At 71.4% G+C, this 22,977-nt stretch carries 17 protein-coding genes; 7 read left to right on the top strand and 10 right to left on the bottom strand.

Annotated elements, in window-relative coordinates:
• The first annotated feature begins 361 nt into the window (after positions 1–361).
• Together O0S08_RS26350 and O0S08_RS26345 are read left to right on the top strand one after the other, a co-directional pair.
• Entirely contained in the window at positions 362–1,774 is a 1,413-nt protein-coding gene (locus tag O0S08_RS26350) for an NHL repeat-containing protein (RefSeq protein ID WP_269032039.1), read from the top strand.
• 98 nt (positions 1,775–1,872) lie between these two features.
• Positions 1,873–3,369, top strand: coding sequence for a hypothetical protein (locus tag O0S08_RS26345; protein ID WP_269032038.1), 1,497 nt, complete (start codon positions 1,873–1,875; stop codon positions 3,367–3,369).
• Between the two features lie 39 nt (positions 3,370–3,408).
• On the opposite strand, the gene O0S08_RS26340 is transcribed toward O0S08_RS26345, so the two are convergent.
• From O0S08_RS26340 to O0S08_RS26310, 7 genes are all read right to left on the bottom strand, one after another.
• Complete coding sequence (locus O0S08_RS26340) at positions 3,409–4,926, bottom strand: c-type cytochrome (RefSeq protein ID WP_269032037.1); 1,518 nt, start codon at positions 4,924–4,926, stop codon at positions 3,409–3,411.
• Positions 4,927–5,088: 162 nt separating this feature from the next.
• Positions 5,089–5,373: a hypothetical protein gene (locus O0S08_RS26335; RefSeq protein ID WP_269032036.1), complete on the bottom strand. Its 285-nt coding sequence runs from the start codon at positions 5,371–5,373 to the stop codon at positions 5,089–5,091.
• 186 nt (positions 5,374–5,559) lie between these two features.
• Positions 5,560–5,829: a hypothetical protein gene (locus O0S08_RS26330; RefSeq protein WP_269032035.1), complete on the bottom strand. Its 270-nt coding sequence runs from the start codon at positions 5,827–5,829 to the stop codon at positions 5,560–5,562.
• Positions 5,830–5,990: 161 nt separating this feature from the next.
• Positions 5,991–6,482, bottom strand: coding sequence for a hypothetical protein (locus O0S08_RS26325; protein ID WP_269032034.1), 492 nt, complete (start codon positions 6,480–6,482; stop codon positions 5,991–5,993).
• Positions 6,483–6,485: 3 nt separating this feature from the next.
• The gene (locus tag O0S08_RS26320; protein ID WP_269032033.1) at positions 6,486–7,283 is read right to left on the bottom strand and encodes a hypothetical protein; all 798 of its coding nucleotides are present in this window, start codon (positions 7,281–7,283) and stop codon (positions 6,486–6,488) included.
• 807 nt (positions 7,284–8,090) lie between these two features.
• The gene (locus O0S08_RS26315; RefSeq protein WP_269032032.1) at positions 8,091–9,008 is read right to left on the bottom strand and encodes an FHA domain-containing protein; all 918 of its coding nucleotides are present in this window, start codon (positions 9,006–9,008) and stop codon (positions 8,091–8,093) included.
• A gap of 33 nt (positions 9,009–9,041) precedes the next feature.
• Positions 9,042–11,300 (bottom strand): serine/threonine-protein kinase, encoded by a 2,259-nt coding sequence (locus O0S08_RS26310; protein ID WP_269032031.1) that lies wholly within the window; start codon positions 11,298–11,300, stop codon positions 9,042–9,044.
• A 21-nt stretch (positions 11,301–11,321) separates the two neighbouring features.
• Between O0S08_RS26310 and O0S08_RS26305 the strand changes: the two genes are divergently transcribed.
• The 4 genes from O0S08_RS26305 (at position 11,322) to O0S08_RS26290 (ending at position 16,299) form a co-directional block, all read left to right on the top strand.
• Entirely contained in the window at positions 11,322–12,260 is a 939-nt protein-coding gene (locus tag O0S08_RS26305) for a hypothetical protein (RefSeq protein WP_269032030.1), read from the top strand.
• A 136-nt stretch (positions 12,261–12,396) separates the two neighbouring features.
• Positions 12,397–13,971, top strand: coding sequence for a thrombospondin type 3 repeat-containing protein (locus tag O0S08_RS26300; protein WP_269032029.1), 1,575 nt, complete (start codon positions 12,397–12,399; stop codon positions 13,969–13,971).
• The gene (locus O0S08_RS26295; protein ID WP_269041873.1) at positions 13,971–15,338 is read left to right on the top strand and encodes an RCC1 domain-containing protein; all 1,368 of its coding nucleotides are present in this window, start codon (positions 13,971–13,973) and stop codon (positions 15,336–15,338) included. The genes O0S08_RS26300 and O0S08_RS26295 overlap by 1 nt, the downstream gene beginning before the upstream one ends.
• 115 nt (positions 15,339–15,453) lie before the next feature.
• On the top strand, positions 15,454–16,299 hold the full coding sequence (locus O0S08_RS26290; protein WP_269032028.1) for a hypothetical protein: 846 nt from the start codon (positions 15,454–15,456) through the stop codon (positions 16,297–16,299).
• A gap of 258 nt (positions 16,300–16,557) precedes the next feature.
• Here O0S08_RS26290 and O0S08_RS26285 read toward each other — a convergent pair whose 3' ends face one another.
• Positions 16,558–18,138: a hypothetical protein gene (locus tag O0S08_RS26285; protein ID WP_269032027.1), complete on the bottom strand. Its 1,581-nt coding sequence runs from the start codon at positions 18,136–18,138 to the stop codon at positions 16,558–16,560.
• Between the two features lie 570 nt (positions 18,139–18,708).
• On the opposite strand from O0S08_RS26285, the gene O0S08_RS26280 reads away from it, so the two are divergent.
• The gene (locus tag O0S08_RS26280) at positions 18,709–18,864 is read left to right on the top strand and encodes a hypothetical protein (protein ID WP_269032026.1); all 156 of its coding nucleotides are present in this window, start codon (positions 18,709–18,711) and stop codon (positions 18,862–18,864) included.
• A gap of 221 nt (positions 18,865–19,085) precedes the next feature.
• On the opposite strand, the gene O0S08_RS26275 is transcribed toward O0S08_RS26280, so the two are convergent.
• Both O0S08_RS26275 and O0S08_RS26270 read right to left on the bottom strand, forming a co-directional pair.
• Positions 19,086–20,981, bottom strand: coding sequence for a DUF4215 domain-containing protein (locus O0S08_RS26275; RefSeq protein ID WP_269032025.1), 1,896 nt, complete (start codon positions 20,979–20,981; stop codon positions 19,086–19,088).
• Positions 20,982–21,307: 326 nt separating this feature from the next.
• Complete coding sequence (locus O0S08_RS26270; protein WP_269032024.1) at positions 21,308–21,553, bottom strand: hypothetical protein; 246 nt, start codon at positions 21,551–21,553, stop codon at positions 21,308–21,310.
• Positions 21,554–22,977: the final 1,424 nt, after the last annotated feature.

The following is a 22,977-nucleotide window of genomic DNA, read 5'->3' as shown; positions in this document are numbered from 1 at the left end:
CTGTGATGCCATCCCTACCTCCTATCAGTGCGGACGACGACCGCTGTGCGCATTCGCCCTGGCGAGTCGCGACGCGGAATGCTGGAACGGCGGTGGCGGGGCCGAAGCTGCACGCGCCGGCGCGCACCAGCCACGGGGCCGAGCCGAGCGCGATCGGCCTGTAGTTCGAGCGTATCATCCGATGAGATCCATGCGCGTGTTTTTTTAAATAGACTGCGACTGCTTGACATCCGTTCTGCGCCCTGACACGTTTACGCCGCGCTGTGATCGGAGCATTCGCGGATCACGGCCTTGGGGAGGGTTCCAAATGGTTTTGTGGGGAAATTGGCATCAGAGCTCGTTGTTCGCTTCTTGCGTGGCCGTGCTGGCAGTGGCACCGGTCACGGTGTACGCCGCGCCGACGCACCAGTTCGGCACCTACAAGGGCGGCACGGGGGGCGACGCGGACCCGGACGTGGACTTCGACAGTAATTTACAGATCGTGGTCGTGGGAACGACCGGCTCGACCGCCGACATCGCCAAGGTCGGCGGCTTCGACACCGTTCTGGGAGGCACCGTGGACGGATTCGTCGCCCAGTACGCCACCACCGGCGCCTTGAACTGGGGCACCTATTACGGCGGAGCAGGGCTGGACGGGTTGGCGACGGTCGCCCTCAACAGCAGCGACCAGATCTACGCCGGCGGGTTCACCGAGTCCGCGAGCGGGGTCGCCCTGGCCGGCTCGGGTCCGGTCCATCAATCGAGCCTCGGCGGCGGCCGCGACGGGCTGCTGGTGAAGTTCAGCAACGCCGGGACGCCGATCTGGGCCACCTACTTCGGCGGCCCCGGAGAGGACGAGATCGAGGCCGTGTGCGTCGGCAGCGACGGCAGCGTGTTCGCCACCGGTTATACCGAGTCGTCGAGCGGGATCGCCCACAGCGCGTCGCACCACGGCTCCCTCAGCTCCACCACCGACGCCTTCATCGCCAAGTTCACGAGCTCCGGGGCGCTCTCCTGGGCGACCTACTACGGGGGCACCGTCGGGCCGACGGCGGGGATCTCCTGTGCGGTCGACTCGTCCGGCAACGTAATCGTCGGCGGCACGACGTACGCCACCAACGGCATCGCCAACTCCGGCTGGGACAGCGCGTACAGCGGGGACCGCGACGGCTTCGTCGCCAAGCTGTCGTCCTCCGGCACCTGGCTGTGGGGCACCTACTACGGCGGGACAGCCCTGGAGACGCTCCTGTCCGTCGCGGTGGATTCGTCGGACAACGTCTACATCGCTGGCAACACGCGCTCGGGGAACACCGGCAACGTCATCGCCGGGGGGACGGGCGCCTTCGACACCACCCCCAACGGCCTTTCCGACGGCTTCTTCGCCAAGTTCACGTCCGCAGGCTCGCGCTCGTGGGGCTCGTACTACGGCGGCTCGGACGAAGACGGCCTCGACAGCATCTCGGTGCAAGGCACCGACGTGTTCCTGAGCGGCTGGACCGCGTCTACGTCGGGCATCGCCACCGCCGGCTCCCTCGACACGACCTACAACGGCGGCACTTTGGACGGCATGATGGTGCTGACCACCACCTCCGGGGGCACGCCCTGGTACGGCCAGTACATCGGCGGCCCGGACGAAGATTCGGCCGATTCCATCGTGGGCAGGTCGACCGGCCACGTGGCGGTGGTCGGCCATACGTGGTCGCTCAGCGGCATCGCCACCACCGGTGCGGCCGACACCTCGCACGGCGGCGGCGTCGACGTCTTCCTCGAATACTTCGAGATGTGGCCGATGTGACGCGCGCGCACGCGCGTGCTGGAGGGGGCGCTTCGAACCGCTCGCGCGCAGCGGCAGCGCGGGCGGTCGCCGCGGCGCCGTGGTAAGGTGCTTCGACCATGCCTGCGGACGACCGCCGAGCCGTCGTGACTCGGCGGGCGCGCGCCTTCGTCGTCGGGCTGCTCATTGCGACAGTGAGCTGCACTGACGGTCGGCGCCCGGGGGCGGGAGCGTCGCCGACGACCACGGGCACCGTCACGAGCGAAGAGGGCGTTCGCCGCGAGCTGCCCGCGGTCCTCCGGGTCGCCGTGGTCGACCGCGACGAGGCGCTGCTGGCGATCGCCGACGGCGACGCGGTCTCGCTGACCCGGGTCGACCGCGAGGCTGCGCCGCGGTGGGTGCAGCCGCTGCCGGGCCCCGTGCGGACCGACTGGTCGGACGTGTTCGCGGTCGACGGCGAGCGGGTGATCGTCTGGGGCCGCGACATCCAGATCCGCGCGCTCGCCGATGGTTCGTCGCGGAGCTCGATCTCCGAGGTGCCGGCGCGGCTGATCGCGCGGCGCGACGAGCTGCGACCCTTGCGTCCCAGCGCGCGCGACGGGCGGCTCTTCGTCCCCCTGACCGACATCCGAAGCACGTGGATCACCGCGTTCGACGCCGACAGCGGCGCCGAGCTGTGGCACATCGAGCGGCCGGGCCAGACCAACCTGGTCCCGCTCCCGGGCGACCACGTGCGCGTGCGCGTGGGCGACACCCGGCCGCTCACGAGCGACGAGTCCCCCGAGCAGCTCGAGGTGCTCCATGCGGCCACCGGCGCGAGCGTCTGGAGCGTCATGCACGACGGCGTGTGCGAGGCCGACGGCTGGCTCGTCGCCGCGACTCCGGACGGCGCGGTCGCCGTCTGGGACAGCGAGCGCGCCGCGCCGCGCCCTTCGATCTCCGAGGTCGCGTGGCCGCCGGCGGGTCGACTCGCAGACTGCCACCGGAGCGGCGATCGGTTGTGGCTCGTCGTCGAGAAGCTCGGCCTCCTGGAGCCCTCGACCTGGACGATCCTCGAGCCCGGCGACAGCGGATTGCGGCCGCGCCTTCGGGTGTCCGGCGCTCAGGCGGGTACGTTCGCGCTCGGCAAGTGGCTGCCGCTGCTGAGCGAGTCTCCCGCGGTCGGGGCTGCCCTGCTCGACATCGAGGCCGGGCGCGTCTCCTGGTCGCAAGATCCGTCCGTCGATCCGAGCTCCTACCGCCACTGGAGCGCGTCGGAGGAGGCGCTCCTGCTCGAGGGACACGTCGACCGAACCTCGACCTACCTGGCGATCGACCGCAGCTCCGGGGCGCCGCTCGGAGGCGTGGAGGTCTCCGGGGCATCGCTGCTCGCTCGGGGGCACGGGTTGTTGTGGTTCATCGCGTGGGAGCAGGAGCGCGGCGCTCCGGTCGCGCTGGCCGTGCTCGACGCGCGGACCCTCCGTCCAGTCGACACCCCCGGCCGGGGCATCACGGTGACCGACCGCGGTGAGGTGATTCGCAGCGCCTGGCGAACCGCGGCCCCCGACGCAGGCGCCGCCTGGGGCCTGGTGGATCTCACCGAGACGTCGTCACCGCCACGCGGACCTCGACGGTGACCGACAGACACGACCGCGCCGCTCATTCGAGGCGAATGGTCAGAGCGTCTTCAGGTACTCGAGCAGGGCCCGGCGCTCGCCGTCGTCGAGGTGATCGCCGAAGGTGTGGCCGCCGTTGCCGTAGCCGAACAGGGAGGTGTCGTAGATGAACTTGCGCTCGCTCGCGGGCGCGTCGGCCCAGGCCGTCGCCGGCTCCCACGGCCAGCCGAGCGCGGCCTCGTCGAAGTTCGTGCTGTCGTAGTCGAGTCGCCGCCAGGTGGTCGGCCGCGCCGCGCTGTCGAGCACCAGCGCGATGCTGGGTACCGAGCCGTTATGGAAGTACGGCGCGGTCGCCCAGACGCCGTCGAGCGGCGGCGCGGTGTAGCCGGGGGTCGGGTCGTCGGTCACGACCTCCGAGAACATCCCGTAGAACGACTCGTTGAACCACTCTCGCAGGTGGTGATAAAAGCCGCCCTCGGCCGAGAGCGTGGCGAACGACGGATCGGTGCCGATCACGTCGAGGGGGATGAGCAGGTTGGGGAAGCTCTCCGCCGCGTCGTCGACGGCGTAGGTGCCGTGGCAGCCGGCGCAATTGCACTCGAAGATCTCCGCGCCGTCGGCCGCGAGCGCCTCGTCGATGGCGAAGGGGTAGCTCGGCGCTTCGATCGAGGCGAGATAGGCCTGGATGTCGGCGAAGTAGTCGACCACGGGGCCGGCCTCGTCCACGCTGTCGGTGCACAGCGACGAGGCCAGGACCATGGTCCCGCGATGGTCGCGGCGCGACATCCCGTTGGCGAAGTTGCTGGCCTTCTTGCCGACCCGCCACCACGGCGGCGGATCGGCCGGGATGACCAACTCGGTGGAGAGCGGGTACAGCGGCTCGTCGCTCCACGCGAGCGTGACCGGATCGCGGTGCGAGAGCAGGACGATCGCGAACATGACCGCCGGGTTGGCGCCGATCGTCATCATCGTCGAATAGGGTCCGAGCGCCGCGGCGCGGGCCTTGAACTTGTTGAAGGACGCGTTGGCCTCGCTGGTCTCGGGGAGGTCCGGCAGCGGCTCGGCGAACTCGCTGAGCGAGGTCGTGAAGTCGGCCGAGGCCTTGCCGAGGCCGACGATCAGCTCGCCGTTGAAGTAGCCCGCGTGGCACTGCAGACAGTTGGATACGACCAGCTCGCTGCCGTCCGAGAGGCTGACCACGTTCCAGGCATGGCCGACCTCGGCGTTCTTGCCGGCGCGACCGGGCAGCGGCTCCTCGACGCCGAGGACACCCTCGGCGAAGCCGAACAGGTCCCAGGGGATCCCGCAGCTGACGTAATCCTCAGTCAGCAGCGCAGTGTAGCCCGCCGCCGGATCGCCGGCCGGCAACTCGGGCATGGCGATCGGCTTGCCGCGCTCCCAGGGACCACCCTTGCAAGTCAGGTCCTCGGGGTCATCGCCGCCCGTGGGCTCGCCGCCGCTCGTGCCCGTCTCGGACGTGCCCGCCTCGGACGTGCCGCCTTGCTCGCTCGCCGTCGAGGAATCGCTCGCGCAGGCAGACGACAGCATGAGGACGGCGAGGGCGGCGGCTGGACGCATACCGCATCGTATCCGATCTCGCCGGGCCCGCGCGACCGCGGATATCCGCTCAGGGGGCCGTCGGCGCGATCACAGAGGTCAGGCCGGCGGCGTGCAGGGGTCCGCTCACCTCACGGACGGGCCGTCCCGCCGTGAGCGGGACGGACGACGCGGCCTACCGCGTCAGATGCCGAAGGGAAGCCGAAGCGGCTTGACCAGGGCGACCTCTTCCTCTTCCTCTTCCGCCACGGCGCCACTCGTGCCCGAGATGCTGCAGTTGCAACCGCAGATATCACCGACGATGCAATGGTGGGTCGTGAGCAGCATGATGCAGCACGGCTCGTCCTCCTGCGTTTCCCTCCCGCCCGAAAGGTCACTCTGGGCCCTCGGCGCCGCATTCACGCTGGAGACACCGATCATGGCGCCCGCGAGAAACACGGCGCCGCACAGCAATGTAGACAGTTTCATGTCCGAACTCCTCTGTTGGGTTTGTCTATTGTCGCCCTCCTCACGGAGGGAAATCGACGGGGGCCTGGCCTTGTATTCAGGCCCACGCGCGAACGCCACGGGCCCATCAAGACCGTCCTTGAGAGCGCGGACCGCAGCGCCACGACCGTCCCGCCGTGAGCGGGACGGACGACGCGGACTGCCGCGTCAGATGCCGAAAGGAAGCCGAAGCGGCTTGACCGTCAAGTCGACCTCCTCCGCCGCGACGCCATCCGTGTCCGAGATGCCGCAATTGCTGCAATTGCACATCCCCGCGGTGACGTAGCATACGTGGATCGCGAGATTCTCCCAGCAGCACAGCGCTTCCTCCTGCGGTTCCACCGCGTCTTGCAGGTCGGGCGCCGCATTCACGCTGGAGACACCGAGCATGGCGCCCGCGAGAAACACGGCGCCGCACAGAAATGTAGACAGTTTCATTGTTCGAACTCCTCTGTTGGGTTTGTCTTCTGTCGCCCTCCTCACGGAGGGAAATTCAGGCGCCTGCCAATGTGTACAGGCCACGCGCGAACACCACCGCCACGGCACAGCATCACGCGTCCAGACACGACTCTCGAGGGGGCCGTTCGACCCGTCGTTCGCTAGCCGCTCCGCACCTTGATCCCGAATGAATCGGCGGTCGGGCGCATCTCCAGGCCCCGCTCGAGAAGCGCTGCGGGCTCCCCGCCCATCGGGATGATCTGCTCACCGAGCGTGAAGACGGGGGAGTATTGTTGCTCGAGCGTGGCCTTCAGCGTCCGCGCGTCGTCCGCCAGCCACTTGCAAGCGAAAGAGTCCGGAACGAGCCGCAAAACCGCGGCGTCGGCCCGCAATTGGTCGAGGGCCGCGTGGCACACCTCTCGACCGAACGCGTTCGAGTCATCCTCGGTCGGCACGACGAGCAAGCGCCCGCGAAGCGTCTCGTCGACGCTCAGCTCGCTGAATGCCAGCTTCGACGCCGGGCACCCCTCGTTGACGAGGACCCAGACCTGGTCCGACGGTAGCCAGAAATACGGCGAGAGCAGGCGCCTGACGCCGATCCCGCTCGCGACGCCGAGCACGAGCATCAGCGCGATCTTGATACTTCCACGCATCGCTCAACCTCCGGAACCTTCTTTTTGCCGCTCGATGAGGAATTTCATCGCCTCCTCCTGCATCCTGAACGCATACAACACCTTCGGGTCGTCGCTCTCGTGCAGACCCATCTCTCGCGCGCGCGCCAGATCCTCCGCCAGGGTGTCGACCGAGGCCTGCAGCGCGGCCGGGTCCTTCGAGGCCGAGTTCGGACGCTGCATGACGAGCCTCTGCGACATTCCCAGCAGGTCCTCGTCACCGGCGGGCAAGGGGATCGTCGCGCCGACTCGATGTTCCATCAGGCAGGCGCTGAACTGCTCGCAGCCGGGGTGCTCGGAGTGCTCGAGCTCGGCCTGAGCGAACGCGATCTCGCCCGCTTTCGGCCCCGTGCGTCGGACCGCCATCTTGATATTGAGCGCGCACTCCCCGATGCTGGCCTCCCCGACGTCCGCAGCGCACTGCTTCCGCTCGAGGCGCTGGAAGTTGGGGCTGTTCACGCTCAGCAGCGTGTCGGACCATTGCGCTTTGCCGCCGTCGAATTCCGCGATGAGGTCGACGCCCGCCGCGGCCGTCTCCCTGAGCCGCGCATCGGCGTTCGGCGGCCAATCCAACGGATGAATGTTGGCCGGATCGTACGGCTGCGCGCTCACGCCGAGCCCGAGCCCCGCGCCCGAGGTCCTCGCCCCTTGCGCGTTCGCGGCCGCCGAATCGGCCGGAACGAGCTTGCTCGGGGTCGGCCGCTGCGAGGGGGTGCACACGGCGAATGCGACGACCACCGCGCCTGCTGCGAGCCCTGACACAACCTTGATATCGGTCCGCATTCCCCATCCTTTACTTCAGCGCCAGGAGTCTGTCCGAGAGGTCGGTGCCCGCGGACAGCCATCCTGATGTTCATTGCGCACCTGTTGATCGAAGCAAGACCCGACGCGCACCCGTCGAGACCGGCTGTCCATATGCGTCGACGACTTCACACGAAGACAGACCGCATGTGAGGACACATTAGATCGACGCCACACCGGAGAGCAAGAAGATTTTGACTGCTTGACCGGTGAGCCGCGGAGGGGGGGAGGGGCCCCATGGGCGCCGGCGACTGCATTCGAATCGCGGATCACGTGGTCCCCCTCCCTCGGATTTCGGCCTAATTGAGGGGGTAGCACTTCGCGCATACGGAAGCGCGAAAAGGCGAGCGATCAAAGCCGCTGGCTGGGCACAAGAGATCGAGAATGGCTGCAATCCGGGAGAAATCGGAGGAAATTCGGGAGAGCCCCGGGACGTCAGGCCATACGTCTCGAACTCTTACCATTTCGTCGCTGGAGAAATCATCGCATTCGTGTTCGGTCGGCGTGACCTTGACGCTCGTCGACGCGATCGCAAGCGCGTGCTCAGGCGAGTGTATGCCCGATCGATCGAATAACGCGAACTACACGCTGGATTCGGCGAGCCTTGCGTTCGCCGTCGCGATTCACTGCACTGTCGACGACCCTCGCGCCGGCGCGCGCGGGGACCGGCGCTCGACCGAACCCGCGTCGTCCAGGCTCGTCCAGCGCCACTGGCGGTCGGGCTCGTCGGGGGGAAACGCGTACGCCACGGGCCGGGTCGACGCGGCCGACCGCGCGGAGAATGAGCGGTCACAGCGGATCGATCGTCACGTGCGCGAGGCCGAGGCGGAGGAGGCCGGCGCCGAGGCGGCGCTCGACCACCCGCGCGGGGTCCGGCACGCCGGCCTGGGTGAACTGCAGGCGGATCCGGTGGATGCTCAGGTGGAGGTAGCCGGCGTCGACCTTGAGCATCTGCAGCAGGCGGTCTTGCTGCAGCCAGCCCTGCTCGCCCTCGGGGACGCCGGCGGCGCGGTCGGCCAGGCGGGCCCGCGCGAGCACGAGCAGCGGATAGTGATGCGCCCGCGCCTTGAGGTCGATCCGCCGCTCGCCGACGCGGGCGGCGAGCTCGACGTGCTCCTCGTCGGCGCTGACGCGGAACTGCAAGTGCACGGGCGGGGCGTCGGGTTCGCTCGCGGCCTGCCAGGTCGCGGCGACGCCCTCGGTGAGGTGCACGCGCCACGGCTCGCTGCCGGCGGTCAGGACGGCGCGGTCCTCGACGCGGGTGGCCGGGCCGCCGGCGGGCTCGGCGAACCACACGCCCGCGTCCGACCGGCGCAGCCACAGGGCAGGCTCGTCGGCGTCGGGCAGGGCGAGCTCGTCGACATCGACGAGGACGACCCGGCCGTCGACGAGGTTGACGGCCATCGGCCGCGGCGGAGCGTCGTCGACGAGCTGCCACGGGCCGAGGGTCTCGCCGAAGCGGATCTCCGCGCCGCGCGCGAGCGGCCGGCACTCCCGCGCGACGAGCCGGCGACCGTCGAGGTAGGTGCCGTTGCGGCTGCCGAGGTCCTGCAGCTCCCACACGGCGCCGGTCCAGTGGACGGCGGCGTGCTCACGCGAGACGTCGCGGCCGTCGAGCACGAGGTCGCAGGCCTGCGAGCGACCGACGACGCATCGGGCCGGGAGGGCGCCGAGCCGCCGGGCGTCGGGTCCGAGGAGCGCCGCCATTCGCCTACCAGTACACGGCCTCGTTCGCGGCGATCAACCCCCGCCGCGCCGGGGGAGCGTCAGGGACACGTCGAAGGCCCGCGCGGCGTCGACGCCCTCGGCGAGCCCGGCGAGGACTCGCGCGAGCTCCCGCTCGAGGCAGTCGACGGTGCCGGGGGCGAGTCGACCGTCGGCGAGCGCGGCGAGTCCCGCGAGCTTGCCGGCCTCGCCCGGGGTGACGCGGACGGCGATCTCCTCGGCGACGTACGGCGAGCCGCAGGACGCGAGCTCGCGCTCGAGACGACCGCGGAGCGCCTCGCGGGTGAGCGGGCGAGCGGGTGGCGAGGGTTTGATGACGTCGCGTGGAGGCTTGACGGGCGCAGGGCGCGAGGCCGCGGGCGCAGGAGCGGAGGCGGCGGGGCTGGCCGCAGAGACAGGTGCGACGGGCGGGGCGCCGGGGCTGGCATCGGGGACAGGTGGCGTGGGCGGGGGGTCGGGGCTGGCCGCAGGGACAGGTGAGACGGGCGAGGGGTCGGGGCTGGCCGCAGGGACAGGTGTGTCTGCGAAGGGGCTGGCCGCAGGGACAGGTCCGGTCGCGGCGGTGGCAGGGGGTGACGGCGCCGGGGCCGGTGGGGTGGACGCCTCGTCGACAGGCCAGACCTGCCAGGCGATCACGGCGGCGAGCAGGGCGGCGGCGAGCCCGCGAGCGAGGCGCGAGCGCGACGGAGCGGGGGAGCTGTCCGTAGGGACAGGTGTGTCGGAGGCGCGGGTCGGGGGAGAGCTGTCCGTGTGGACAGGTACGGGGAGGGCGGAGGAGCTTCCCTCGCGGACAGGTGCGGGGGGCGCGGAGGAGCTGCCCCCGCGGACAGGTGCGCGGGTGGTGGAAGATCTGTCCTCGCGGACAGGTGTGGGGAGCGCGGGCGAGATGTCCGCGCGGACAGGTGGGAGGGTGGTGGAAGATCTGTCCTCGCGGACAGGTGCGCGGGGGGCGGAGGAGCTGTCCTCGCGGACAGATGCACGGGGGGCGGAGGAGCTGTCCTCGCGGACAGGTGGGAGGGTGGTGGAAGATCTGTCCTCGCGGACAGGTGTGGGGAGCGCGGGCGAGATGTCCGGGCGGACTGGTACGTGGGTGACGGCGGAGCTGTCCGCGCGGACAGGTGCAGGAGTGGTGGGGGAGCTGTCCTCGCGGACAGGCGGGCCAGGGACGCGGGCTTCCGCGGGGGCAGGCGTGTCGCGGGCGGCGGAGCTGTCTGCGGGGACATGGACACCGCGGGCGGGCGCCGGGCGGCGTGGGCTCGCCAATAGCGTGTCCTCGAGGCCAGGTACGGCGGTGACGGGCATGTCCTCAGGGCGGCCAGGTGCGGCGGTGACGGGCATGTCCGCGGGGACAGGTGTGCCGCCGGCTGTCGTCTCGCCCTCGGGCCGCGCGAGCGCGGTGAGGGGGCGCTCGAACGCCTGCGGCTCGGCGGTGACGGGGATCTCGGCGATCGCCGCGGCGAACGCGTCCATCGACGCGAAGCGCTGGTCGGGGTCCCGGGCGACCGCGGTGGCGATGAGTCGGTCGATCGCCGGATCGACCGCACACACGCCGGCGAGGGCAGGCGCCGGGGCGAGCAGCATGCGGGCGAGGATCTCGTACGCGTTGCCGGTGTGGAGCGGGCGGCCGGCGAGCATCTCGAACATCAGGGCGCCGAGCGAGTAGATGTCGGCGCGGCGGTCGCCCTGGCCCTCGAGCTGTTCGGGGGCCATGTAGCCGATCGTGCCGAGCAGCTCGCCGGCGCCGGTCAGCTGCGAGGCGCCGCCGGCCTCGCGCGGGACCTTGGCGACCCCGAAGTCGAGCAGCTTGATGTGGACGGCGCCGTCGGCCGCGTCGACGCAGAAGCAGTTCTCGGGCTTGAGATCGCGGTGGACGACGCCGCGGGCGTGGGTCAGCCGCAGCGCCGCGCACACCTGCAGGGCGATCGCCCGCGTCTGCGGCCAGCCGAGGCCGCCGAGGCGGCGCAGGCGCCGACGCAGGTCCTCGCCCGTGAGCAGCTCCATGACGTAGTAGGCGGAGCCGGCGTGCTCGCCCATGTCGATCACGCCGACCAGGTTGTCGTGGCGCATCGCCGAGAGGACGCGGGCCTCCTGCAGGAACCGCTGGATCGCGCCGGGCTTGCGGGCGATGTCGGCCCGCAGGAACTTGATCGCCCGCGGCTGGGCGAGGCCGACGTGCTCGGCGACGTACACGGTGCCCATGCCGCCCTGACCGAGCCGCGCCTGGACGCGGTAGCGCCCGTCGAGGAGGACGCCCGTGTAGTCTGCCTCGACCACGCCGCATGGTACGATACGCCGGTGCTCGCGTGCTCACGTCTGGTCCTCGCCGCGTCGATCGCGGCCTCGCCGGTGACCCCGACGCGGACGACCGGGACGTGTGCGAACGAGCGAGCCGACGCCGACGCCGACGCGAACCTCGGCAACTGCCTCGGCGACGCGCGCGAGGCGAGGCAGGCGAACGAGCCGCGGCTGGCGGCCGCCGCCTACGCCCGGGCGCTGATGTTCGCGCGCGAGGCCTACGCGACCGGCAAGGAGGGGGCCGCGGCGGACTGGTACTCCGCGGCGGGCGAGCAGATCGTGCACTACGGGACGGAGGGCTGCGTCCTGGCCACGAACCTGACGGGCGAGGCATCGCGGGCGATGCTGACCGCGTGCGTCGAATTGCTCGACGAGTTTCTCGCGGACCTCGAGGCGGTGAACGCCGGCGCGTCGCGGTCGGCCGCGGCCGCGCGGCAGCGACGCGCGGAGCTGGAGCCGCTGCTCGCCGGACTGCCCGCGCCGCCGGAGCCGGAGGTGCCGCGGGTTGCGAGGCCGACGGAGCCGCGCAGCGAATCGACGTCGGCGCCGCTGCGGGCCCTGCCGATGTCGGTGCCGCCGCTGCGGCGACCGATCGGGCTCGACGCGGGGCTCGGCGTGTCGGCAGCGGTCGCGGGGCTGGCGATCGCAGGGCTCGTGGCCGGCGACCAGCTCGGGCGCAGGGCCCACGCGGCGGCGCTGTCCGGGCCCGACGCGGCCGATGCTGCGGTCGGCGTCGACCTCTGCGAGGCGATGCCGTCGGGCGGCGGATGCGACGACTTGCGATCGGCGCGGCGGCTGTTCGTCGCGAGCGGCGTCACTCTCGGCGTCGCGCTGGCGGCGACTGCGTTGTTCGCCGGGTTGCGCGTCCGCCATGCCCGACGCGCGCGCGTCACTGCTTCGTGGAGCGGACCGCGTGCCGGCGTCTCGATCAATTTTTGAGCGAGCGAGCGAGCCGACGATGGGACCGCGCGTGAAAGGTCTTCACGGCGCTCCGGGCCTGAAAGGTCTTCACGGCGCTCCGGGCCTGAAAGCCTGTGAAAGTGACAGCCGGCGGCGCGCTGCTATCGTCGACGGCATGCGAACTGGACTGTGGGGGGCGATCCTGATGATGGCCGCGTGTTCGACGAACGCGGGGCTCGGCGACGACACGTCGGCGAAGACGACGAGCGGGTCCGACACGACGAGCGCGTCCGACCCGGAGCCGACGGGCGGGGGCGCGCCGCTGACGCTGCACGGCGTGGCGCAGAAGGGGCCGTTCGTGCTCGGGGCGTCGATCTCGGTGTCGCCGCTGACGAACACCGGGCAGCCCACGGGCCAGCAATTCGAGGTGCCGACGAACAACGACATCGGCGAATTCTCGGTCGAAGGGGTGCCCCTGGGCCCGGTGGCGCTGCTGGCGAACGGGTACCACTACGACGAGATCCGCGGCGGGCCGTCGATGGCGCCGCTGACCCTGCGCGCGCTCCACCGGGTCAGCGACGACGCGACGACGGTCAACATCCACGTGCTGAGCCACCTCAGCGAGCAGCGGGCGCGGATGCTGATCGCCGAGCAGGTGACCGTCGAGGACGCGCTGGCGCTGGCCGACGCGGAGGTCGTGGCGGCGCTGGGGATCGGCAAGCCGGGGTTCGCGCTCGCCGGGGCGGCTGCGGAGGCGAGCGTGCTCGGGCCGGACACCGACGACAACGCGTATTTGTTCGCGGTCAGCGCGGTCGTCATGCAGGCGGCCTATCTGGCCGATCCGGAGGCCGCCGACGCAGGGGTGCAGACGCTGCTCAACCAGCTGGCGGCGGACCTCGCGGGCGACGGCACGCTCGACGACGAGGTGCTGCGGGGCCGACTCGAGGCGGGCGAGACGGCGCTGGCGGCGAAGCCGGTGCGGGCGGCGCTGGCGAGCTACATGGCGAGCCTGGGCCTGCCCGGGGCGCCGCCGGACTTCACGCGGATCCTCGATCAGGACCACGACGGGCTGGCCAACAGCGAGGACAACTGCCCGCTGGTGGCCAACCTCGATCAGGTCAACGCCGACGGCGACGACCGCGGCGACGCGTGCGACGCGTGCCCGAACAGCGGGGTCGACATGGACGGCGACGGCTACGACGACGGCTGCGACAACTGCCCCGCGGTCGCCAACGCGGACCCGCCGCAGGCGCCGTCGCAGTTCGATCCGCTCAGCGACATCGACGAGGACGGCCTCGGCAACGCGTGCGACTTCTGCCCGAACTCGAAGGATGTCGGCGCGAACCCCAGCGACGTGTGCTGCGACCCGCGGGTCGGCGGCTGTGTCAGCGACAACGGGAAATCGGAGATGGTGTGCGTGCCCAAGGACGACGCGTTCCAGTGCAATCCGAGCTTCGGCGGGTGCGGGCCCTACGAGCAGTGCTACTGCGACGATCTTCCGTGCATGAAGGCGGGCGCGATCCGGTCGGACCCCGAGTGCTACCATTCGGGCTGCCAGTGCGACGAGTTCAAGTGCATCGCCGAGTGGTGCACCATCGGCGAGACGGTGTGTAAATTCGGGAACACGTGCGTCCCGTACTACGGCCCGGGCGAGGCGCCGTCGCCGGCGCTGGCGAACCTCGGCCTGTGCCTCGACGCCGACAACGGCCCGTGCGTCGGCAAGACCGCGCTCGAGTGCCTCGAGTGGTGATGGCGGGGCGGTGGGGCACCGGGGTCGCGCTCGCGGTCGTCGTGACGGCGGGCGCGGCGTGCCCGGTGTGGTGGGAGGCCATCCCAGGGACCGGCCCGCCGGGCTGCGGCGACGGCGAGGTCGGGGAGGGCGAGGCGTGCGACGACGGCGACGCGCTCGACCACGACGCGTGCGCGGCGGACTGCTCGCGCGAGACGATCGTCGCGGACATGTGCGCGGCTCGCTCGCACACTTGCGTGGTGTTTGCCGACGGGGCAGTGCGCTGCTGGGGCTCGGGCGCGGCGGGGCGGCTCGGCAGCGGCGACGCGGCGACGATCGGGGATGAGGCGGCGGAGCTGCCGGCGTCCGACGTGGCGATCGGCGGCGAGGCGGCGCAGGTGATTTGCAGCGACGATTTTACCTGCGCGCGGCTGGTCGACGGTGACGTGCGCTGCTGGGGCGGCAACATGTGGGGGCAGCTCGGGCGGGGCGACACGCGCGACGTGGGCGACGAGCCCGGGGCGCTGCCGGTCACCTCGCTCGCGCTCGGCGGGCCGGCGGAGCAGCTCTCGGCGGGGCACGGGCACGTGTGTGCGGTCGTCGCCGGCGGGCAGCTGCGCTGCTGGGGTTGGAACCTGCTCGGCCAGCTCGGGATCGGCAGCACCGAGGCGCTCGGCGACGAGGCGGGCGAACTGCCGCCGCCGGCGGTCGCGCTCGCAGGCGTCGTCGAGGTGGTCGCCGGGGTCAGTCACACCTGCGCCCGCGTGCAGGCCGGCACGGTCCACTGCTGGGGCAGCAGCTCGCGCGGGGAGCTCGGCTACGGCGACACGCTCCGCCGCGGCGACGCGCCAAGCGACCTGCCGACCCCGGCGGTCGCGCTCGGCGGCCCGGCGGTCCAGCTGGCGGCCGGGGGCCACCACACGTGCGCGTTGCTGGCCGATGCGTCGCTGCGCTGCTGGGGAGCCAACGACGCGGGGCAGCTCGGACAGGCGCGTGCGGGCGACGTCGGCGACGAACCCGGCGAGATGCCGCCGCCGGCGAGCGGCGTGGAGGGGGTCGTCCAGGTGGTCGCGGGGGCGAATCATACGTGCACGCGTCACGGCGACGGTACTGTGCGCTGCTGGGGCGCGGGCGCGGCGGGGCAGCTCGGCGACGGGAAGACCGCGGACGTCGGGGTCGACCCGCTGACGTTCCCGCCGGCGCCGGTCGACCTCGGCGGCGAGGCCGATCTGCTGGCGGCGAACGGCGGCGACACGACGTGCGCGCGGCTCACCGACGGGTCGCTCCGCTGCTGGGGCGCCAACGAGTCGGGGCAGCTCGGCCTCGGGTTCGCGCGGGCCGAGCCGCCGACGACGACGCCGGCGGTCGCGGGGCGCGTGCTGTTCTGACCGCACGTTCCATCCCGCTTGATGCGAGGCCCGCGACGACGCGCTTCCTCCGTCCCGAGACCCCGGCCTCCAAGCAGGACCGCCGCGCGCCCTGCTACCATGATCGAGGAGCGCCATGACTGCGGAGAGCACCTCGGAGATCGTCGATCAGTTTGTGCGCGCTCTGGGCCGACCCGCGTTCGATGCGGAGCTCTCGTGGCTCGCGTTGGACGCTGCTCGCACGCTCGCCCGCGTTCCGTCCGAGCAGCTCGTGCCCCACGTCGTGCCGATCGTGACTGCGCTGGCGAATTGGTTCCGAGTCACCGGCGGCGACGCGGCGATCGACCGCGCCGCCGAGGTGCTCGCGCAGATCGAGCCGCGCGCGCTCGCGGCGGCGCTGGAGGGCGTGCTCGGGGCCGGCGACGAGGCGGCGCGCGGGGGCTGGCTCCGCGAATTGAACGACCTCGCGTTCGCGTGCCCCGCCCTCTCTCCCGTGCTCGCCTTGCTCGCGCCGCGCCAGCCCGGGCATGACGCCCCGTTCGAGGCCGAGGTCAGGAGCTTTGCGCCCTACGTCGACGCGTTCCTCGCCGCGCTCGCCGAGAAGGCCGCGCTCGGCTCGGTCGGGGCGTACAAGGCGGCGGTGCGCGCGCGACTCCGGAGCCCGAGGGTGCTCGACCGGTATCGGGCGCTCGAGTGGGCCGCGCTCTCGCTCCTCACCGAGGAGGAGAAGCAGGCGATCGTCGTCGACCCGAGCGCGCACGCGCCCGCACCGAACTTCGACCTCGTGGACTTCAGCGTGTGCGTGAACAGGCGCGTCGTCGAGGTGGTGGCGGACCCGGCGACGGAGATCGATCGCGCGGAGCTGCGCGAGCTCGATCCGGACTGCGCGGACGAGGTCGAGCTCGGGGAGACGGTCGGTGTGTTCGACAGCGACCGCACGCACGCGCTCAAGGCCGCGGCGCTCCGTGCGTTCGGCCTGTGAGCGCGACCCCTGGGTCTCGCGCGCCAGGAATGGCGGCAGCCGACGTCGAGAGCTGTCCCATCGCACCGGCGACGCCGCGGGGAGGGTCGAGCGCTGCGGCGTCGTGGGTGCTCGACACGCATGAGACGCGCCGTGAGCGGCGCATCGATGCGGCGCTGGCGACACGCCCGATGCTCACAGTACTCTTTGCACGGTCGAGTCCCCACAATGCCTGAATCCGCCGGCAGGGGACTGGGGTGATTCGCCGCGGCCGGCGAATCACGCGAGCGTCATGGCGACGTCGAGCAGGACGTCGCAGCTCTGGACCAGCGCCGCCTCGCCGCCCAGCTCCGTCAGCGTGGCGGCGAACACGGCCCCGAGCGGGCTCGAGAGCGACGCGAGCACGTCCTGGGACTCGTCGAGGTGGCGGGTCAGCCAGCGCGACCAGAGGGGCGCGCGCTCGTCGGCCGGCAGGCAGCGCGAGGCCAGGCACGCCGCCTCGAGCTCCTCGGCCGCGAGCGACGAATCGACCAGGAGCTCGGCCACGACCTCGCGCACGCGCGCCGCGGCCTGCGGCCCGTCGAGGTTCGCGGACTTGAGCAGGACGAGCGAGCCGCGCCGCCGCGCCGCGCCCTGCGTGTTGGTGTCGATCGCCGCGAGCCACGGCATCAGCGACACACCGGGCGGGAGCGCCCCGATCACGGCCGCGAGCGCCGCAGCGCGGCAGTCCTCGTCGCCGAGCGTGCCGATGCGTGCCAGCAATTCGCCGGCGACGTCGGGCCGCACGATCACCTCGGAGCCGCCGAGCTCGCGCGCGAACGCTTGCACGTAGACGAGGCGCTTCGGGTCCGTCGTGAGCGCCGCGTCCACCGGACCGATCGCGCTCTCGCCCCGGGCCGCCGACAGGGCGAACATGCGGCCGAGCTCGCGGGCGCCGGCCTGGCCGTCGTCGATGCCGTGGATCATGGCGACGGCCTCCCCACAATGGCCGAGCTCGATCAGCCGCCCGGCGAGCTCGCCCACCAGCTCGAGCCGATCCTCGCGCGGGTCGTCCTGCCGCAAGATCCACGCGACGGCGCGCCGGACCTGCCCTGGATCGAGCACGGACGCGTGGCCGTAGAACGTCTCCAGCGGCAGCGGCGGGTGAGCCGCCTCGATCGCATCCAGCCCGCGGTCGACCACCGCGCTGCGCTCGTGCTCGTCGAGCAGCTTCGCGTAGTGCAGCAACAATTCGCCCGGCAGGCGCCCGCTGCGGATCTCTTCGGCCCGGATCCGCTCGCTCCACAATTCGCGATCGAGGGCCGGGAGCGGGAAGCTGAGGATCTCGTCGGGCAGCGCGAACTCGGTCCCCTGCACGCGGCGGTAGAGGTCGCGCAGCTTCTCGTCGTCGTGCCCGGCCAGCCGCTTGAGGGCCGTCCAGCGCGTGTCGCGATCGCGCAGCTCGAACGCCTCGTAGAGGCTGCGCTCGCCGTCCCACGGCTCGTCCTTGCGAGGCGTGTGGTCGGGCGTCTCGGACCTCGCGGCCGACAGGTCGGCGAAGCACGGCGCCGCTCGCAGGAGCAGGCCCTGTCGCTCCGACTCGGGGAGCCGCTCGGCCCATGCCCGCAATACGTCGGCGAACGCTGCCTGAGCGCGGCCCGGACCGGCGCCGTCGTCGCCGAGCGGCGGGCCCTGCAGCGCGCGGCGCAGGTGGCCGAGCACCAACACCTCGCGCAGCCGTCGCAGCAGTCGCCCGACCGGCTCCGCGTCGCCGCCGGCCGCCATGCCTGCCACGACCTCGGCCTCGGCTCGTCGCAGCAGATCCAGGCGGAGCGGATCGCCGCGGTACTCTCGCCAGAGCTCGCCGATGTCGCGCTGCATTGCACGATTTCAGCACCGGACGCCGACGAGATCAACCGGCCCCGGCGAGGCGTGCGCGGCCGTATTGTCATCTGTGCATTATCGCGCATCGCGACGAATCGACGTACTGGCCGGCCCGAGCTACCCGGGACGTATCGGAGAATCCTCGCGCGCACAGGTCGGGGAATCGGAGGTCCGCGGAAAGCCGTGCGGTTCGAGCACGGCGCGCAGCAGCGGCGAAATCGGCGATCCGCGCCCAGGCGCCGACGTCGTGAGCGCGCGTCCCCTCGCGGGCCGCAGCGCCGACGCGAACGCCGAGCAGGACGATGATTCTGCCCGCTTCCGTCAATGATGGCAGTGCACGTCGTCGCAACCGGTCCCGAGGTGCGAGGCCGGAAGGCCGCGCACGACCTCACGCGGCCTGCAGGGAGCGGCGACGCGTCGCCCCGACCGAAAACACACACCCCCGCGATCGTGCCGTGAATCGCCGCCGCGCGCCGGGAGGCGGTGGAGGTCTGCACGGGCCCGCCGCGCGGTCGACGTCCCGGCGAGTTTATTTGCTAAGAGCAGGGCCGGGTCGTCGTCGACGGGGTGGTCGTCCGCTTCGTGTACGGGACGGATGCGCTGCAGATGACCGTGGAGGGCGACCTGCCGACGAGCACGGTCGAAGCGATCGCGGAGGAGCTGCGCGAACGGCTGTCGTCGCCGCAGAACTCGCCCTGGACGCTGACGCCTCTCGGCGTCTGAACGTGCCGCCCGCGCTCGCGCCATGAATCGTCGCGGAATGGTTGTGTGCCGCGGCCGACGCGGGATTCATCCCATCGACTCACGACATTTCCAGGCGCGCGAGCGTCATGCACTGTCGCGGTCGGGCGCGGGACGGGTCGAAGCCCGCGAGTCCTGGGACTCACGGGCTCTCATGTCGCGGGAACTACGAGCGCGATCGACGGGTCGGCGAAATTCGAATCCTACTGCATGAAACAGTAGATCGGCTTCTTCCACGTGCACGATTGCTGGCAGACGAATTGCGTCCACAGGCCGTCGGCCTTGGTCCACTGGCCGCCGCCGGTGATGCCGGCGGCGTTGCTGGTCCAGTTCTGGCAATCGGTGAAGTTGGTGAACATGGTGCCGTCGACGATCGTGTTGGTGAACGTGAGCTGGGAGACGCCGCTGCAGACGTTGGCGTCGGAGCCGGGCGGGGTCTTGAGCTCGGAGAGGTTGATCGGCGCGGCGTGGCTGCCGTCGATGAGGTCGTTCCAGTTGTTGGCGACGAGGACGCCGTCGCGGCGGGCGTAGGGGAGCGTCGACTTGGTGAAGCGGCTCAGCGGGGTGCCGGTGTCGTCGCTCAGCCAGGCGAGGTAGGTGCCGGGGAGGCCGGCGGCCTGGGCGGCGGCCTGGCACTTCATGTCGGCGCCGGCGAGGCCGCCGAGGTTGCCGTCGAAGCCCTGGCTGGTGGCGAACACGACCTTGTGCGCCTTGCACTTCGAGCTGCAACCGTCACCCTCGGCGAGGTTGCCGTCCTCGCAGTTCTCGCCGGCGGCGCTGTTGATGACGCCGTCGTTGCAGGCGGCGAAGGTGCAGTCGAGGTCGCAGGTGGCGGTCTGACCGCCGTGATCGCAGATCTCGCCGGCGCTCTCGTTGAGGACCTCGTCGCCGCAGACGACGGCGGTGCAGTCGTCGTCGCAGGTGGCGGTCTCGGTGCCGCCGTCGCAGGTCTCGCCGGCGGCGCCGTTGACGGTCTTGTCGCCGCAGACGGCGAGGGTGCAGTCGCTGTCGCAGGTGGGGCTGTCGCCGCCGTCGTCGCAGGCCTCGCCGCTGGCAGCGTTGGGGTGGGCGTCGCCGCACTCGGCGGGAGTGCAGTCGCTGTCGCAGGTGGCGCTGTTGCCGGCGTCGTCACAGACCTCGGTGCCGGCGAGGACGAAGCCGTCGCCGCACACGGCGAGCTTGCACAGGGTGGTGCAGGCGTCGGTGTCGTCGCCGTTGCCGTCGTCGCACTCCTCGTCCATCTGCAAGATGCCGTCGCCGCAGGTGGCGAGGGCGCACTCGTTGGTGCAGGCGTCGTCGTTGATGTCGTTGCCGTCGTCGCAGGCCTCGAGCAGCTGGTGGACGATGCCGTCGCCGCACTCGGCCAGGATGCAGCCGACGAGGCAGTCGTCGGTGTCGAGGTCGTTGCCGTCGTCGCAGGCCTCGACGCCGACCTGCACGACGCCGTCGCCGCACACCGCGACGGTGCAGGCGTTGGTGCACTCGTCGCCGTCGTCCTCGTTGGCGTCGTCACACTCCTCGGGCACCTGGACGAAGCCGTCGCCGCAGACCGGGAGCCGACAACCAGTCGAACAGCCGTCGTCCTCGACGTCGTTGCCGTCGTCGCACTCCTCGCCGATGAGCTCCTGCACGATGTTGTCGCCGCACTCGGCGGCGACGCAGGCGTTGGAGCAGGCGTTGAGATCGACGAGGTCGCCGTCGTCACACTCCTCGCCGGGATCGACCTGACCGTCGCCGCAGACGGGCGCAGGACCGGTGGTGCTGTCAGTGTCGCCGGTGGTGGTGGTGGTGGTGGTGGTGGATGTCGAGGTCGAGGTGCCGTCGGTGGTGCTGCTCGTGATCGCGGTGTCGGTGCCCGGTCCAGTGGTCGGGTCGAGGGTGGTGCCGGTGTCGGTGCCGCCGATGGTGCCGGTCGAACTGGTCGGGATGGTGGTGGTCAGCTCGGGGCCAGTGGTGCTGCCCATCGTGGTGGTGCCGTCAGTGTCGGTGGTGCCGGTGCCACTGTCGGTGGTGACGGCCGTGTCGGTGCGACCGCAGGCGACGGCGGAGAGGAGCACGACGAGACCCAGCGAGCGACAAGCGAAGCTGTAAGCGAGCATGCTCGCCAGGGTACGAGAGTCCCGCGAAGACCGGCAACTCGCAGCTCCTGCGCGCTCCACCACGCACGGGTGCGGCGAAGGCCCACCCGCGGGCCGCAGACGCGGGCTCCTCCCGGCGCGTCCGTGAGCGCACGGTTACGCGGCCGTCATGTCCGCGAGGAAGGTGAGGCGCGCCCGACGAAGAGGTCACAGGCCGGACAGCGGACGGGCGCCGACGACGCGAGGCGCCAGGAGGAGCGGCGGGCGGCGCGTGGGTCGGCAAGACACCCCGGGCCGGCGGCCCGGCGCCGGAGGATGCCGCAGACGAAGCGGCAGCTGCGAGGCGATCAGGCGGTCTCGTCGCGCCACTCGATGTCGATGCCCTCTCCCTCCTCGGGGACATGCTTGCGCAGGAGGGCGAGGAGGTCGGCGTCGACCTGGTTCTCTTCGAGGTAATCGAGGGTGTCGCGGTCGATGTAGTAGTCGCGGTCGTCGGCGCTCTCCTCGACGAGGAGATCGATGAGGTCGCGCAGCTGGTCGTCGGTGATAGGTCCGATCAGGGCGCCGGTCTGCTTGTTGTAGAGGCGAGTCACGCGGGGATGGTAGCCGGTCCGCCGCCGCGGCGCGAACGCGCCCGGAGGGGCGTTCCCGGGCCCAGTCTCGGCTCAGGGACGGGAGCTCATGGCCGCGAAGGTCTTCGAACGCGGCCGAACGAGCGACCGCTGGCGCCGCGATGCGAGGAGAGCGCGGGTGGATCGATGCTCGCGGAGGCCCGTGGCGACTGATGGGTGCGCGAGATGGATCGACGGAGAGGATCGCTCGGGCTGGTGGATCGAGGCACGAGGTCGCATGGAGTCGCGGGCGATGGATCGCGGGACGGCGGTCGCGATCGCGTGGTCGCACGGGGCTCGCGAGTGGATCGATGTGCGGCGGGCGTCGCACGAGCGTCGCGGGGTGGATCGATGCGCGGCGGGCGTCGCACGAGCATGGCGGGTGGATCGATGTGGGGGGCGTTGCACGGAGCTCGCGGCTGGATCGATGTGCGGGCGTCGCACGAGCGTCGCGGGTGGATCGATGGGCGGCGAGCGTCGCACGGCGCGAGCGGGTCCCGGATCGATGCGCGGCGAGGGTCGCGGGGCCGGTGTCCGGGACGCCCTGTCCCCTCAGACAGTTGCTCGGACGTCGTGACGGCTGGTGGGCTTCGAGGCGGCAATTGCCTCGTCCTGCGCAAACTCGGTGCCAGGGCGTCCCGGCCCCCGTCCTCCGGGAGCTCTCTTGTGGCGGTGACGGTCGGCTCCGCCGAGATCCGGGACCCGCTCGCGCCTGAACGACGAGCGTGGCCGCTCGGCGAGGTGGAGAGATGGCCTGTCCGACGAGCGTGGCCGCTCGGCGAGGTGGAGAGATGGCCTGTCCCATGAGACAGGGAAGACCACCCGCTTCGGGCGCGTGCGTTCGCTAGCGGCGAGGTGGAGCTCTGGCCTATTGATTGGACATGGAGCGCGACGCGCGAGCAGGTTTCCGATTGGGCGGCGAGGAACACCGGGCGACCTGTCCCCAAAGACAGGGGCTCCGCTCGTCGTCACGGGGAGGTGCTTCGAGGTGGAGCCTGTAACGGACACTCCCAGGACCCGAAGGGACCGATCTCGCTACGGCCCCACCCGGCGTCGACCAGGCAGCGAGATCGGCATCCGCCCTGCGGGATCCTGGGCGGCTCGCTACTTTTCGCGATGGCGTGGGCTGGGTGCCGATCGAGAGCCTGTGGTACCCCGAGACGCGGCCCTCGTTGCAGACGCGCGCGTGCTGTGAGGGCAAATCCGTGGGGCCCCCCATTTCTCGGCACCCCCGCCCGGACGCGAGAACTATGTGCATTCGCCGTGCATTTCGCCGGTCCACGAGATCCGCATCCTCGACGATCCACCTGCTGGATCGGAATGATCTGTCCCGCCGGACATGTGGCGTTCTCCGGCGCGCCGCACACCGCGCTTGAGGTTCAGGCGTGAGCGGGTCCCGGATCTCG

It is taken from the genome of Nannocystis punicea, from assembly GCF_026965555.1.
In the GTDB taxonomy this organism is placed as follows: Bacteria; Myxococcota_A; Polyangia; order Nannocystales; family Nannocystaceae; genus Nannocystis; species Nannocystis punicea.
This window is presented reverse-complemented; position numbering and strand designations above follow the sequence as displayed.